Raw genomic sequence first — 14477 nt, 5'->3', positions numbered from 1 at the left:
GCAGATATCATGCGCCGCATGTCGCGTGCAGATCTGGCCACAGACGCTTTGCCTGTTGCAGCGCATTTTCCGGTGGCGCGAGCATGATCGCCGGAATTTCATGGCCACCTCCGGGTTTTTGGAGGGCAATCAGAGTGATCGGCCAGCCATTCCTTTTAGAAACCCGTCTGCAAAGCGCGACGAGGTGATCGGTGGACCTGCCGCGTCGAAATCGCTTCGCTGCCTCGTCTGTCTTGAAATCGCGCGGAAGGTCAGCGGCCAGTCCGCCAGCCGACAGGCGCGTGCCGCAAACAGGCCGCCGACGTAACGCCCTCAGGGACGCTTCCATCCGGATGAAGCCTGCCGGATCAGGCTCGTGTTCGAGTCCGCGGGCGAGTTGATCGAACGCGACAAGCCGGGTGACAGGAAAGCCTGGCAGAGGCAGGCTGCTCAGAATCACGACCCGTTTGCTCCGCACCGGGGCAACGAGGCGCAGTCGCGCGATCGCTTGCAGCGTCCCGCACTCGCGTGTCTGCGCGATGACGGCGTGGACTCGGGGATCGGGGTGCGTGTGGCATTTTGCCGGAGGATCTGAGCCGTCGCTCATAAGGTGGAAGGATTTCAGCGCCGGGAGGGGACCACCGTCATGCGAGGCGATAGGAAGGAGATCCTTTCCGAAAATTGCACGAGCGGAAGCTTCCACATCGGAAATATGGGGTTGCAAGCGACCGACCACGACGATTGCGGCGAAATCCTCGAAGTCGTTGACCCCTTGTGTTCGCGGCCCGAACCATCGAGGCACTGCACCGAGGAGCGGTTGTTTCAGCCCGGCCTCATCCGTCGGAGTGACACCGGAGGCGTCTGTATGGAGCGCCCCGAGAACCGCTTTCGTGGCGACAACGAGCACGCCTGCTCCCGCGGCCCGGCTGACTTCACGTTTGATTATTTTCAGCACGGCAGCGCGCCGCCCCGCGCCCTTTTCTTCGTCGAGCATCCACGTGTTGGAGAGTGTAAGATCCTTGATCTGGACTATGTCCGCATCCGGGGGAGACTCGATGGCGATCACCTCCGCTCCCGGGACAACCCGTTCTGTCATCTCCCGGTCTGCGTCGGCATCGAGCAGCAGCATCGGCGCGTCGCGGGGGACGTCCTCGGTGGTGAATATTTCGATCGACTGCCTTGATGCGCCATCGACGGTAGTCTCCGCCAGCCGCAGGATGTTGCAGCGCCCGACGTCCTTTTCTGACAACAGCGAAAAGATGCGCTGCCGGCGCCGGGAGACCAGGAAAGCCCTGCTATCAAAAGTGGTAATCCGGAACTTCTTCGACGCCATATCCTGTGCCGGGCTGAGCTCCAGATGCTTCCGCGACTTGCGCTCCATGTCGGCGAGACTGCTGATGCTGTCGGTTGTGAGTCCGTCTCGCCGTAGATGTTCGTAGAGCGGCAGATCTCGTTGGAGACCGTCGACCACGAGGCCCTTGGCCCTGGATAGGGCATTGAGGAGCTCCTCCTCGACACCTGCGGGCGGAGCGCGCATGAAATCCTCGACGGAAATGTGGGATATCCGTGTCAGGGTCGGCCAGACCTTTTCATCCACGACCCGCAGCACGACCGGGAAGTCGTCGTCGATCGGGGGGTGCACTGTCAGATATGCGTGCGAAAGGAAGACGACATGCGGTCCGCTGACATCTTTTTGCGCAAGATACGGACACTCCGATGCGCAGGACGACTGGACGAAATTTCCATCGGCATCCACTCCGCGACACAGTGCTTGCGTCACGGACGGGACGAAACCGGCAATCTTTTTTGCCAGATCGGCATTTTCGCACATTTGCTTTGATTTGTCGTGGGGGCGAAGGGCCTCACGGCCGCGGATTACACGGCTCGGAATATCGGGTGCCAGTCTCAAGAACTCGCTGTGGGCCCGCTCCGCGAGATCGAGGGTCGGGACGTAGAAGAGCACGTGACCGCGCGCGAGCAGCGCCTCCCCATGGCGGGCGATCAGGCGAAGCGTTGTTGCCGTCTTGCCGAGACCAGCCGTCACCTTGAGGGCGAGTGCTGCACATTCCCTTTCAGGCGTTTTCGAAACGGACGTGGCCGCCGCAACGAACCCGCCGATGATCTGGTCGAGCTTTTCGCGCGCTTCGGCGGGGCGGTGCCATAGCGGGACGGTTCCCATCACTTCCAGGGTCTTGTTTTCTTTCATCTGCTGCCTCCGTTTCGGAGGAACTGGGCGCAGGCGTTGTCTCGCAGAAATGCGTTCGGTCACAGCTGCGTGAGGACTGGCGCGACAGCAATGGTGTCGCCGGCCAATTGATCGTTCTAATTGACGCATGACACCATTGGGGTTGTCTCCGTGCGTTTCAGAACAAAGAACGCGGGGACTAATTCCTCTTCAGGAACAACCTGATGAGGAAAAAATGCTGTCAGTTGAAGAAGTTGCCAACCATTTCGGCCTGCGACCTGACACGGTCCGGCGCAAGATCCGGGCGGGTGAGATCGAAGCGACCCGCATCGGTCGCGTCTATCGCATGGCTTGGCCGGATGTCTGGGCTTGCGAGGACGGACCGATGCCGAAGCGTGCGCTGATCCGACGCTACCAAGACAATTTGCTTGGCAAGAAGGTCATAGCCGGAGCCCTCCGGGTCAGCGTGCGCACCGTCGAGCGGTGGATCGATGACGGGATGCCCACGCGCAACGTCTTCGGGGCCGTCCGCTTCAACCCGCATGACGTGACCGATTGGCTGCAGCTGCGGGGTGTCGATCTTCCTCACGGCTGGTGGAAATGACACCCCGTCCGCGTCGCACAAGTGCGACCGGGACCATTCCGACACGAGCGGGATGGCTCCGCCCGTCGCACATCCGTCCCCGAACATAAATCGGCGTTATGCTCGGGGGCGATCCTGCGAAACGCGGGAAAATCACGACAGATTGTGCGAGACGCCGCGCCGGGCGCGATCTCCTGAAGGGACCGAATGAGGTCCGTGGCCTGGGCCGCACGAGCCGCCTTTCCGCGTGAAGGCGGCCCGCGAGGCCCCAACCCTGGAGATCGAAAAGATGAAACACGACAGAACATTGACCAACGCCGCCCCCCCGATGTTCCCGAACTTTCTGGAGTGGGCGAAGGAGACCGGCGAGAGCCGCGACACGATCTATGAGATCGAGAAGGTCGCCACCCGGCTCGACCTTACCGAAGAGGAGTTGGATCTCGTCCCGGCTGACCTCGGCTACTTCGAGAAGGTGATCGCCGCATCCGCCTATGGGGCCGTCTCCCGCTCGAAGAATCTCGACACGGCGCGCAAGCGCGGGAATTCCCGTGTCCGCTCCGCTCTACAGCGATTTCTTGTGGCGCACGGACATGACACCCCGGACACGGGCGCCCGCGCGAGCTACGACAAGGCCATCAAGTTCATCGTCGAGAACGAGGGGTTCGTCGACAGCGGCGCGCTTTTCACCACCAGCACCCACAGGCCGTTTCTCCTGGTTCGGGCACGGGCTCGCCTTGCCTTGCCGGACCTCGACCAGGCAGAATTCGACCGGCTCTGGCACGACGCGACGCCGGATGGTCGCAAGTCGCTACGGAAGTTTGCGCAGCGCATTGTCGAGCTGCGACGCGGACACAATCGCTGGCCGGAGCTTGCGGGCCTGCTGCCACGCCAGGATTTCGTCGTGCCGGCCGCCTCCGACCGGGCGCGCCGCATTCCCTGGGAGTCGCTGCCCGCCGATTTCCGTGCAGATGCGGAGGAGGTGTTCCGCCAGACCCTGCGCCAGCCAGCCGACATGAGAGAATGGGCCAAGGAGCAGATGCGACTTGGCCGGTCGGCCATCGAGATCGATGCGGAGATCGCTGCGCGCGTCGGTGACAAGAAGAAAAAGCTGCCCAAGAACATCGAGACCGCGCTGGCTGGCTACCGGCAGGCCACGACCTGGCTCCTGCGCGAGAGCCATGCGCCGGAGACCGGGTTCGCGGGCCTCGGGACGTTGCGCGACGCGTTCACCACCGACGCGCTGGAAGCGGCCTGCGCCGCGCAGATTGCGCGGAGCGCGGCGTCTCCCACGCTGAAGGATGCGGACGAAAGCTCGACGCTGTGGTCTCGGTTCACGAACCTAACGACGATCGCGCGGCACGGTCTGCGCGATCCCGAGATCCTCGCGCGGATCCGCCTCGTGCGGCTGTTCCATGCGGACTACGTGTTGTCGCCGATCGAAATGACCGCAGACGCGGAGGCCATCTGCAACCGTCTGCGAAAGTCCCCGCATCTCGCGGCGGCCTTCGTGAACGCCCCCGCTCGGCTCGGCGACATCTCGACCAAGGAACTCGCGGCGGCATCGACCGACTTTGCAAAGGATCGTGCACTCCGGCTGTCGGCTTGCGCCGCTGCCTACGCGATCCAGGTCAGCCGGGCGCTGCGGCCGGCCAACCTGTTCATGACCCGTCGCCGGGCGACACCGGGATGCCCGCGCAACCTGACATGGATCGCGGACCGGGAGCATGCCGAGATCCGGTTTTCCGGAGGCGAGGTCAAGAACGGGGAAACTTTGGTCGTCAACGTGCTCGGAGACGACGCCAAGGTGCTCTGGCAGTGGGACAAGGTCGACCGGCCCAAGCTGATGAAGCTCCGCGGCCTCGATGACTCGCCCTACCTTTTTCCGGGCACCGCCGCACCACGGTTGCGGAAATCGGCCCTGAACCTGCCCGGTGGTTGCATGTCCGTCGCATCGATCCTGGAGTTGTGGGATCTCGGCGACCGCCAGCTCGGGCTCGGGCTGACGCCGCACCAGTGCCGGCACGCGCTTGCCACGCTGTTGCTCGCTGTCAAACCCGGTGCGTTCGGAACCGTCGCTTCGGTTCTCGCGAACACGGAACAAGTCGCGAAACGGCATTACGGGAAGGACAGCGGTGAAGCGGCGGCCGTGGCCGTGCGCGCCGCTCTGCTTGAGCGGCACCCGGATATTTTTTCGCGCATGCAACGGAGAACATGACATGAAGAGCAGGCCCGACGAGATACTGAAAGATGTGCCGGCCGCGATCCGCCGTGCCATGCTGGAAGACGCGCCGCAACTCGAGCCGGGTGCGGCGCAGGTGATGGGTCGTTTCTGGTCGGCGGTCCGGGCAGGCAAGGGCAGTCTCGCCATGCCGCCCACCGAGGCATACCGGGACGCGGCCGCTTCGGAATCGACATTTCGGTGTCTGCTGCGCGCGCTCTCGCGATACGCGCCGCATGTGTCGACTGCCTTGGCCAAGGTCGTCAGCGAGGAATGGTATGCCCGGCGACCGAAGCGGACCGCGAAGGTCGCGCCGACCGTTGAGACGACCATCGGCGCGGCCTGGCCCGAGACGTGGCGGCGGATGAAGCCAGACCTCGACGACGCACCTATCAAGGCCAGCACCAGGCAGCGGTACATCGCCAGCATCGATCGGTGCGCCACGATCGTCGCGGAAGGTCTCGCGTCCGAGGCGCATGGCTTCGTCGCGGCGTGCGAACTGTCGGATGCTTTCCTGTTCCACCCCGACCCGGAACGGCGCGTGAAGCCCGTCACGGCCGCGAACTACCTCGAGGGCCTGATTGCCTTGGGCGCCAAATGTGGCGTCGCGCAAGAGAGCCTGACTGCGATGCGGGTCATCTCGCGCGATCTGCGGGATCAGGCCGAGCTGGCTGCGAAGAACAAGTATGAACGGCTGGCGGGCCTCACGGAACGCGGCGGATATGCTCATGTCGCCGACAGGATCCGCGAACTCAGGGAACGCGCTCATGACCTGCCGGCACATAGCTCAGCGCGACGCCGCTGCATGCAGCAGGCGGTCGTCTGCGCGGTCATCATGCACAAGCCGCCGCGGAAGGGCGATCTCGTATCCTGGCGCTTCGGCCATCAGATCGTCCGTGAGGTCGACGGAACCTGGCGCGCCGAATGGCAGCAGCAGAAGACCCGGGCCGAGACGGAAACGGGTGCGATCTGGCCCGAGATCTGCGAAATCCTCGACGAGTGGATCCTCGACGGGCGGCCCGATCGCCTCGTCCATATCCGCCACCAGGAGCTTGTCGGCTGCAACTGGTTGTCGCTCGTTCACAGCCAGCCCTACCGGAATCTTCCGACCGAACTGACCAAGGCCGCGATTGGTGTCCCTTCGCATGATCTGAGGACCCTTGCCGCGGACTACATGCGTCGTCACGACCCGGTACGCGCGGCCGATGTCATTGCGACCCACCTGGGACATGGCACGCGAAGAGCCGGCAAGGCGTATCGTGCCGAGTGCGAAGGAGCGGCGGGGGAAGCCATCTGGCAAAGGGCGCGAAAGGCCATTGCGGCGCAGTCGGAAAAAACAACCGCCCATCACAAGACTCGGAACCGCGCGACGCATCTGTAGCTTCGCCATGGTGTCTGCCTGACAGCAAGCGCGGAAGAATTGGAAGAGCGGATCGTCCCCGATCGATCGCGGCCATCCGGGTGAGGCCGCGATCGACGAGGCCGAGCTGATCGGCATGAAAGGTGCAGCACGAGACGCGATACGAATAGTCTCGGTTGGCAGTCCCGCAGGATCCGTGAGCGACAATACGCAGCAAGATATTCGTGCACGAGCCTTCGGTCGGCGCGCCCCTCTGCGTGAGGGCGCGCCGCCTGCGCCTCGCGCGCCAACACAGAAGGAACGGGTTCGATACTACTGTCACTCTCCTGGCTGCTACCGAAGAGAGTCGAGCCCCGCATCCCGCCCCGAAGAAAGGAGAAATCAGGGCGCTTGAAGCGGACACGGACTGTCCGTGACAGAAGGAACTCACCCATGCCCAACATCACCCCCTCCCGGTCTGCAGGTGCAATTGCCCTTAGGTCAATACGGAGCTTTGTCGCCGAGCACTTCGCAGGCCTCTCGGAGGCATCATTGCTGCTCGGCGGGCAGGCAGCGCAGCGCCGATTTCTGCGCCTGGTCTCGCGGCTTCGACAGGCGTCCCACCTCGGGCCCCACCTGCGGCGCGAGATCCGCTGGTTTCATGGGTTGCTGACCCTCGAGCTGGTCGGCGATCCGGATGCGACCGATCCTGGCCACTTCTGCGACCTCCATCCCGCCAATCTCGTAGTCACCGGAATCTGCCGTCTTGCGGACGCGATGACCGAGGTTCTATGTGCTCTGCCGGACGCGTCGGCGCCTGCGGACACGCCGGCGGCCGCGAGGCCAGCTCGCGACGCGGCCTGATCTCTCCCGCCGGCCCTCTGGGCCGGCTCTTGAAGGCGCCGTGTGGTGCGGCGCCAGAGAATGATTTCTGGAGAGACTGGATGAACGACATACAACTCCATGTGATGCCAATCGAAGAGCTTGCCGCGCGAACAATCGTTGCTTGCAGGGCTCTTGCCGAGGACCTGCCCGTCAACCTTCTGTCGGCAGATGCACATCAGCACCGTCATATCCGCGGCCTGCTGAACGACATCTCTGGCGATGATCCCGCTGGTCCGCGTGCGCTGCAGTCCGTCGATCTGCTCGCGGATATTCTCCGGGCGGAACGCGAGACGGAGACGCTCTGCTACGAGGACGTGTTCGAGGGTAAGAATGACCCTGACTACGGAGCAACTGGTGCAGTCTACAAGCGCCGGATTCTCTCGGAGCGCGGGGAAGCGATCGAGCTTTGGTCCAACAAGCTTCTTTACCTCGCGCGGATGATGCGGATGTTCGACGCGCGTCTCTGTGGCGAGCGAGTGGTCAATCGCAGGTTCGCGGGCTGATGCACAGCGGTGACAGCACGACAGCGCGTCGCCGCGTTCCTATCGCCTCGGGCTTTGGCGAGAGCTCCCATGGTGAGTAGGAATGACCCGTTCACCGGAGACCGCGGCAGGATTGCCGACGACCTCGGCATGGCCTGGGCATGGTGTGAACATGTTCATCGCGATCTCAGGCCATTCACTCTCGTCGCAGGTGTTTTCGATCTCCGGAATGGTCGATTTGGGGTCGAACCGGGCATCGAGGAAACCGAGTGGTATTTCGAGTGCGGTGTCGTTCGGGTGACGGCGCTCGAAGCGCTCGGCACGCTCGGTTATCTCGAAGCGCCGGCAAGATGGTATGCGCACTATCCAACCGCTTTCATATTTGCGCGGCGACTTTCCGCACATGAGACCCTGCGCGCGTTGGCCTGTCTTCGGAGCAGGGGGCTCGTCGCGCCAAGGAGTTGCCGAAGACGAGAATGATGCGGAATCATGCAGAAGGCCCGGGGCATGTACCCGGGCCTCCCCCTCGCTATGGTTCAGCGGTTCGGTCCGACGATATCCGGAAGGCCCGCGCCAGCCTCGGATAGCGCCTGCTGGACGGTTTGAAGCAGGCTGTCGTCGAGAAACTTGCCCGACGTATCCCGCGACATCTGACCCATTGCGCTTCTGACCACGTGCTCCGGGCATTCCTGTTCGAGCAGTGCATGATGCAAGGCTCTCCGGAAATCGTGAGCGTGGAGCGTCGAAGCATCCATCCCGTGCGTCTCGCAGTAGCGAATGAAATCCTTCCGGAACCGCGCGCTGCCCGACCCGGGCCGAACTTCCGCAAGTTGCGGGAACAGCAGTGTCTCTTTCTGGTCGCGCCGCAGCTCGAACAGATCGACGAAGCCAAGGTCCTGAAGCCGCTGAGAGACAGGGATCTCCCGGAAGGACTTGGAGGCCTTCGCATCGCGATCGATGCAGAGGACCGGCATACCGTCACGATATTGCAGATCCTGGATCGTGACGTGGACGGCTTCGTCGAGCCGCAGGCCCCCGAGACGCATCAAGAGCGGGATCCAGAACAGCGGATCCCCGGCGTCCCTCATGGCACCCTTGAACATCGGCGAGGACAGGTAGCACTTGACTGCCTCAGACCAGTCACGGGTCCCGGATGGGCGCGCCTGCTGCCGCAGACGGGCCTCCTCGGCCGTCGACCAGTAACAGATCTCGAACGGGTTCGCGTCTTTGAGATTCAGTTCGACCAGCAGATCGCCAACCTGGCGTGCCGTCCGCCCGAACTTCAGGAATGTCGAGATCCCGATGCGGTCGGGAGCGGAAGTTTCTTTTCCCAGCCCACTTTCATGATTGGCGCCATTGCTGCAGCGTTTCCCGTGGTATTTCGGCAAATTCCGGATCTTTTCCAACGCGAGGATGATATCTTCCCGCTCGATATCGGAAAAGAACGGATTCCCGAGAGCCCGCGTCCATACACGCTTCGCACTCTGCGTATTCGCACCGCTGATCCGGCGCCAGTGTTCACCACGAGCGGCATCGAGCCGCAGGGCACCAGGCCGATATCCCAGCGACCTTGCGTCGATGAAGAGCTCGAAGGCCGTCTCGAGGCGGATTTGCAGTTCCCCGTCGAGGACGGCGCGTGATTGTTCAGTGATATTGGCGGCCTCGAGAAGGGATCGAGGTGACTGCCAGGTGGTGGTTTCCTGAGGCATTTCCGTGTCAATTCGGGTGGCGAGGATATCGCGCATTTCCTGTATCTCCGTGGGTGTTGGAATGCCGCCCCTATGCCCCGGATTCGCGGGAAACAGTTGATCTGAGTCAAAATTTCGGATCGTTATCTTCCATGATGCATCACGCCTTCGTGAGGTCGAATGACTCCGCGGTGGGCAGTGCCGACTCGGAATTTCAGGCCGGCCGGCGACGAAACCCGACGACATTGCCGTGATCGCCCTGAATCTGGGTTGGCACGGTCTCGGGAGCTGCGGACTCGGACGCGGCGAACGGGCTCTTGATCCTCGAGATATCCAGGTCGATCCGGCTGATGACCTCGTGGAGCGTCTTCACCCAGATCTCGCGCGTGTAGGATCCGTCACCCTCGTCCACCGGTTTCTCGTGCCCCATGATGCGCCGACGCACCATGTCGGGACAGAGCAGGTTGCCGAGGTCGTTGTGGAAGGTCGTGCGGAACGCATGGAAGTCGAGCCCGGGCCAGTAGCAATCGTTTGTCTTGCGGTAGTAGCCGAAGGTCTTGCTGTAGAGCTCGGAGAACGTGTCCTTGGTCTTGCCGCGGTTGAGGTCCGGAAACAGGCGCGATTGCTTCTGCCGCCGGCGCATCTCCACAAACTGGAGAAGACCCAGCTCCACGAGCTTCGGGTGCACGGCGATGCGACGTTCCCCAGCGGTGGATTTCACGTGGTTGCCGGTCACGTTCCGCACCGTGAAATACGCGATGCCGTTCTCCGAGCCGAAATCCTCCGGTGCGAGTTGCAGGATTTCCTCGGCGCGACAGCCGGCAAGGCGCGCGATGAGGGGGCCCCAGAACAGCGGGTAGTCCTTCTCCTCGCATTGTCCCTGGTAGACCGGAGAGGCGAAGAGCTTCTGGATCTTGTCGTCCCAGAGCATGCGCGAGCGGTCGTCCTCGTTAGCCTTCAGCGCCTTCTCCTCGTCGTTGGTCCAGGAACAGATCTCGAAGGGATTCTCGTCGATCAGCTTCATTGCTTCCAACATCTTGCCAACCCGGTTTGCCATGCGGCCATGGCGGAGGAAGGTGGCGACACGAAGCCGCGGGATCTTCGCATCGACGTCCGCGCGTTCGAGATCCGCGGGTTTGGCTATGCCCTTGGCGGCGAGTTCTTCCCTCGCGGCCGTCGCCGCTGCCAGTTCCTGCTCGTCGGCACGCTCGACGAGATCGCGGAAACCCTTCAAATTGAGAAGGTTCTTTTTCTTGCCGTGGTATTTGGGGATGCGTCGAATGACATTCAGGACGCCGTCGATCTCGGTCCAGTCGATCTGGTGGAACGGTTGGTTGCCCAAGACATCGACCCAGATATCGCGGGCTTTCCTGGCATTGCCCCTCGATGACCGAACCCAGTTCCGACCCTTGTCCGGGAATCGTTTCTGCCGGGCCTTGAAGAGATCTCCATATCCGAGCTCCTTGAGTTCGAAATAGAGATCGAAGGCCTCGCGAAGCTCAATGTTGGGCCCTTTCGCCAGGGCGGCGCGCGCTTCGTCCGAGAGGAGCGATTGATCGATCAGGATCTGGGGCTCCTCCCGTGACATTGCGGAGCGCATCGGCGCCGTCTCCTGCGCCTTGGCGGCGGGAACGGGCGCGCGTTCCTGGGAAGAGGGCGCATGGGAGCTATTGTTCTCGACAATGGGCGCTGCGGTTTCGGGCGCGACGCCGGTAGTCTCGACCTGGTTCTGAACGGGACAGGCCAACTGTGGTTCGGCGGCCGTGGTGGCAGCCGGCATGGCCGGCACAGCCACGGGACTCACGGCCGGGGCGGTCGCCGCCGGGACGGCCAGGGCCGGGGCCGGCGCCTGTGCCAGGACCACGGGCGAGCCGGCGGCTGGGGAGACCGACCGGCTTGCCATGACCGACCGGAAGATCGGGGTCGCTTCCTCGTAGGTTCCCACCTCGCGCCGTTCCCGCTCGCGCGACACGTCCAGCATGACCCGCAGAGCCTCGAACGCGAGCGCGCGCCAGTCCGAGCTGGTCTCGTCGAGGGTCACGCCGAACTGCCTCGCCATCTCGCGCAAGGGGTCCGTGACCGGTGACCGATCACCGAGCGCCAGAGCCCGGCGCAGCATGTCCTGGGTCGCGCGCTCGGCCTGCGCCGCAAAGTTCGCCGCCGCTTCCGAACGCGGCTCGGCCGACGCTCGCAGGGCCTCGTGGGCGGCGATCTGGCAGCGTGCCAGCTCGGTCAGCAATGTCACGTGCTCGGCGCTCAGGTGGTTCACCGGTCTCTCCGTCGTCAGCGCGACGGCCAGGTCCGTGAGTGCCGTGAGGGCGCGGACGCGGCATGTCGCTTCGGAGAGGACGTCGGTCCGAAGGCTGAGACAGATGGCCGAACTTTGACCAGGGTTCGATATCTCGACCCAGGCCTTCGGCAGACGGCGCCGGAAGAAGTAGCCCGAGGGGCGTTTTTCGAGGTGGGGTGTGTGTGCGACTCCGGCCATGGCAGGTGCTCCGAAACGGGTTCCAGGGCATCCGGGAGTCGGGATCCGTGCACCGGTTCGGGCACGCGTTTGTGCACCTATTTGTGCACGTGCACAGGTGGCTCCGACTCTGGTCGGAGGTCACCTCGTGGGAAACCCAATGAAATAAGGCGTTTCGCCTATATCTGAGGGATTTTGGCTCCGGCGGTAGGGATCGAACCTACGACCAATTGATTAACAGTCAACTGCTCTACCGCTGAGCTACGCCGGAACGGTGAGGGCGATATAGCAATCCGGATTCGCGAGGTCCAGAGGGTATTGCAAAAAATCTGCCCGCTGGGGGAAGGGTATCAGGTCAGCCGCCGGAACTGCGCGTCGGCGGTCAGGTCATCGGTTGGCACAACACGGTTTTTCATCTTAAGATCAACTAGATGCGCGATGACGTTGCGTCGGGCGGCGGGCAGGAGGGCGGCGGGGGTCTCGGTGTAGATCCGCGCGGTCAGCGTGGCCGCGTCCGCCGGGCCATCGGCCAGCGCCTCGAGGATGGCGGCCTCGCGACTCAGGCGGTGCCCGATCAGCCAGTCGAGCCGGGCGGCAGCGTCGGTCACCGGGGCGCCGTGGCCGGGGTGGAACACCCGCCAATCGCGCGCCCGCAGGCGGCGGCAGGAGGCCATGAAATCGGTCAGGTCTCCATCGGGCGGCGAGACCAGGGAACTGGCCCAGCCCATCACGTGATCGCCGGAAAAGCAGGCCCCCTCCCAGGCCAGGGCGATGTGGTTGCCCAGATGTCCCGGCGTGTGCAGAACCTCGAGCGTCCAGCCGTCACCGTCGATGTCGTCGCCGTCCGCCACCGTGGCATCGGGGGCAAAGCCGAGGTCGACGCCTTCGCCGCCGCCGCTCAGCCCGGTGGCCGCCAGCCTGCGCATCACGGCGCTGCGTCCGGCCTCGGGGCCGCCAAAGGCCAGCACCTGCGCACCGGTTCGCGCCGCCAAGGGCCGCGCCAGTGGCGAATGGTCGAGATGGCTGTGCGTCACGATGATATGAGAGACGCTCTGACCCGGCTCCAGCGCGGACAGGATCGCCGCCAGATGCGCGGGGTCCTCGGGGCCGGGGTCGATCACCGCCAGGTCGCGGTCGCCGACGAGATAGGTGTTGGTGCCGCGAAAGGTCATCGGCGACGGGTTCGGCGCCAGAATCCGGCGCAGGCGCGGCTCCAGGCGCACAGGCTGCCCCACGGGCGGATCGAAGGCGTCAAGGCTCTGGTTCATCGGCTCTTTCTCTCGTTCCTGCGGCCCGCTAGGTTTAGCCCATGTTATTTGCCTGGCTCAAACGATACATGCCGCGCAGCCTGTATGGCCGGGCCGCCCTGATCCTGGTGATGCCGGTGGTCACATTGCTGCTCATCGCCTCGGTCGTGTTCCTCCAGCGCCATCTCGAAGACGTGACGCGGCAGATGACGCTGGCGGTTTCGCGCGAGATCGACCTGGTTGTGGACAGGGCCGAGCGGGTCGAGACGCAACAGCAGCTTCTGGCCGAGATGCGCCCGCTGCTGGATGCGCTGGCCACGCGGATGCGCTTTCCCGCGCCCGACGACGTGCCCGACGGGGACATATTGCGCGGGTTCGACCTGACCGGCGGGGTCGTGACCGAGACCATCCGGGCGCGGATCCCCGAACTCAGGGCGATCGAGCTTCTGGACAACCGCAACTCGCGCTTCTACCTCGACACGCGGCTGGGGCCGATCGAACTGATCTTCGACCGGCGGCGGCTGACGCCGGCAGCGCCGCATCAGCTTCTGGTGACGATGCTGTTCTTCGGCATCCTGATGACCGCCATCTCGTTTCTCTACATGCGCAACCAGTTGCGCCCGATTACCCGGCTGGCCCGCGCGGCGCAGGCCTTCGGGCATGGCCGCACGGTTGACTATACGCCCTCGGGCGCGACCGAGGTGCGCGCGGCGGGCCAGGCCTTTCTGGACATGCGTGCCCGGATCGAGCGGCAGATCGAGCAGAGGACGATGATGCTGTCCGGCGTCAGCCATGATCTGCGCACGCCGCTCACTCGGCTGAGGCTGAGCCTGTCGCTACTCGACGAGGAGGAGGCCGCGCCGATGCGCCGCGACGTCGACGAGATGCAACGGCTTCTGGACGCCTTCCTGGAGTTTTCCCGCGGTGTCGCCGAGAGCGGGTTCGAAAGCCTGGATCCGGCGGAACTGCTGCGCGAGGTGGTGGATGACCAGCGCCGGGCGGGTCTGGATGTCGAACTGGTGGAGTGCGAGGGGCAGGGCGAGATGACCCTGCGCCCGATGGCGATCCGCCGGGCTGCGGAGAACCTGATCGCCAACGCGATGCGCTATGGCACGCGGGCCGAGGTCTCGGTGTCGCTGACGCCGAAATCCCTGCGGATCCGGGTCGAGGATGACGGGCCGGGGATCGCGGCGGACCAGCGCGGCGAGGCGATCAAGCCCTTTGTCCGGCTGGACCCGGCGCGCAACCAGGACAAGGGCACGGGCGTGGGGCTGGGCCTGGCCATCGTCGCCGACATCGCCCGCGCGCATGGCGGCACGTTGCGTCTGGGCGAAAGCGGGCGGCTGGGCGGGCTCTGCGCGGATATCGTGATCGGTCGCTGAGCGGCGCGTCGGTCGCGGATGA

At 64.1% G+C, this 14477-nt stretch carries 10 protein-coding genes and 1 tRNA gene; 6 read left to right on the top strand and 5 right to left on the bottom strand.

The annotated features are described in order from the left end of the window. Positions 1-7: 7 nt before the first annotated feature. Positions 8-2185, bottom strand: coding sequence for a DEAD/DEAH box helicase family protein (locus BMX57_RS18555; protein WP_092370888.1), 2178 nt, complete (start codon positions 2183-2185; stop codon positions 8-10). 214 nt (positions 2186-2399) lie between these two features. Here BMX57_RS18555 and BMX57_RS18550 point away from each other — a divergent pair, with 214 nt between their 5' ends. The 5 genes from BMX57_RS18550 to BMX57_RS18530 all read left to right on the top strand — a co-directional run bounded on the left by BMX57_RS18550 (position 2400) and on the right by BMX57_RS18530 (position 7692). Continuing rightward, positions 2400-2768 carry a helix-turn-helix domain-containing protein gene (locus BMX57_RS18550; RefSeq protein ID WP_092370885.1) on the top strand — a complete coding sequence of 123 codons (369 nt, stop codon included), beginning with the start codon at positions 2400-2402 and terminating at the stop codon, positions 2766-2768. Between the two features lie 268 nt (positions 2769-3036). Further along, positions 3037-4962, top strand: a complete 1926-nt coding sequence (locus BMX57_RS18545) for a site-specific integrase (RefSeq protein ID WP_229724292.1) — start codon at positions 3037-3039, stop codon at positions 4960-4962. 1 nt (position 4963) lies between these two features. Further along, the gene (locus BMX57_RS18540) at positions 4964-6346 is read left to right on the top strand and encodes a hypothetical protein (protein ID WP_092370879.1); all 1383 of its coding nucleotides are present in this window, start codon (positions 4964-4966) and stop codon (positions 6344-6346) included. Positions 6347-6757: 411 nt separating this feature from the next. Further along, positions 6758-7168, top strand: coding sequence for a hypothetical protein (locus BMX57_RS18535; RefSeq protein ID WP_092370876.1), 411 nt, complete (start codon positions 6758-6760; stop codon positions 7166-7168). 80 nt (positions 7169-7248) lie between these two features. Then, on the top strand, positions 7249-7692 hold the full coding sequence (locus tag BMX57_RS18530) for a hypothetical protein (RefSeq protein ID WP_092370872.1): 444 nt from the start codon (positions 7249-7251) through the stop codon (positions 7690-7692). Between the two features lie 515 nt (positions 7693-8207). Here the strand turns inward: BMX57_RS18530 and BMX57_RS18525 are convergent. From BMX57_RS18525 to BMX57_RS18510, 4 genes are all read right to left on the bottom strand, one after another. Next, positions 8208-9416: a tyrosine-type recombinase/integrase gene (locus BMX57_RS18525; protein WP_177175499.1), complete on the bottom strand. Its 1209-nt coding sequence runs from the start codon at positions 9414-9416 to the stop codon at positions 8208-8210. A gap of 157 nt (positions 9417-9573) precedes the next feature. After that, positions 9574-11847, bottom strand: coding sequence for a site-specific integrase (locus BMX57_RS18520; protein ID WP_143057949.1), 2274 nt, complete (start codon positions 11845-11847; stop codon positions 9574-9576). Between the two features lie 175 nt (positions 11848-12022). Continuing rightward, a tRNA-Asn gene (locus tag BMX57_RS18515) sits at positions 12023-12097 on the bottom strand. A 79-nt stretch (positions 12098-12176) separates the two neighbouring features. Then, on the bottom strand, positions 12177-13094 hold the full coding sequence (locus BMX57_RS18510) for an MBL fold metallo-hydrolase (RefSeq protein ID WP_092370864.1): 918 nt from the start codon (positions 13092-13094) through the stop codon (positions 12177-12179). A gap of 41 nt (positions 13095-13135) precedes the next feature. Here BMX57_RS18510 and BMX57_RS18505 point away from each other — a divergent pair, with 41 nt between their 5' ends. Further along, complete coding sequence (locus BMX57_RS18505; RefSeq protein WP_092370861.1) at positions 13136-14455, top strand: ATP-binding protein; 1320 nt, start codon at positions 13136-13138, stop codon at positions 14453-14455. Positions 14456-14477: the final 22 nt, after the last annotated feature.

It is taken from the genome of Cribrihabitans marinus, from assembly GCF_900109035.1.
GTDB lineage: Bacteria > Pseudomonadota > Alphaproteobacteria > Rhodobacterales > Rhodobacteraceae > Cribrihabitans > Cribrihabitans marinus.
The sequence above is the reverse complement of the archived record's forward strand: the minus strand, read 5'-3'. Positions and strand labels throughout refer to the sequence as shown.

What these genes read in the sequence shown, in the direction of transcription:
- BMX57_RS18555 (WP_092370888.1), bottom strand. Translation starts at nt 2,185, where the DNA reads ATGAAAGAAAACAAGACCCTGGAAGTGATGGGAACCGTCCCGCTATGG.
- BMX57_RS18550 (WP_092370885.1), top strand. Translation starts at nt 2,400, where the DNA reads ATGCTGTCAGTTGAAGAAGTTGCCAACCATTTCGGCCTGCGACCTGAC.
- BMX57_RS18545 (WP_229724292.1), top strand. Translation starts at nt 3,037, where the DNA reads ATGAAACACGACAGAACATTGACCAACGCCGCCCCCCCGATGTTCCCG.
- BMX57_RS18540 (WP_092370879.1), top strand. Translation starts at nt 4,964, where the DNA reads ATGAAGAGCAGGCCCGACGAGATACTGAAAGATGTGCCGGCCGCGATC.
- BMX57_RS18535 (WP_092370876.1), top strand. Translation starts at nt 6,758, where the DNA reads ATGCCCAACATCACCCCCTCCCGGTCTGCAGGTGCAATTGCCCTTAGG.
- BMX57_RS18530 (WP_092370872.1), top strand. Translation starts at nt 7,249, where the DNA reads ATGAACGACATACAACTCCATGTGATGCCAATCGAAGAGCTTGCCGCG.
- BMX57_RS18525 (WP_177175499.1), bottom strand. Translation starts at nt 9,416, where the DNA reads ATGCGCGATATCCTCGCCACCCGAATTGACACGGAAATGCCTCAGGAA.
- BMX57_RS18520 (WP_143057949.1), bottom strand. Translation starts at nt 11,847, where the DNA reads ATGGCCGGAGTCGCACACACACCCCACCTCGAAAAACGCCCCTCGGGC.
- BMX57_RS18510 (WP_092370864.1), bottom strand. Translation starts at nt 13,094, where the DNA reads ATGAACCAGAGCCTTGACGCCTTCGATCCGCCCGTGGGGCAGCCTGTG.
- BMX57_RS18505 (WP_092370861.1), top strand. Translation starts at nt 13,136, where the DNA reads ATGTTATTTGCCTGGCTCAAACGATACATGCCGCGCAGCCTGTATGGC.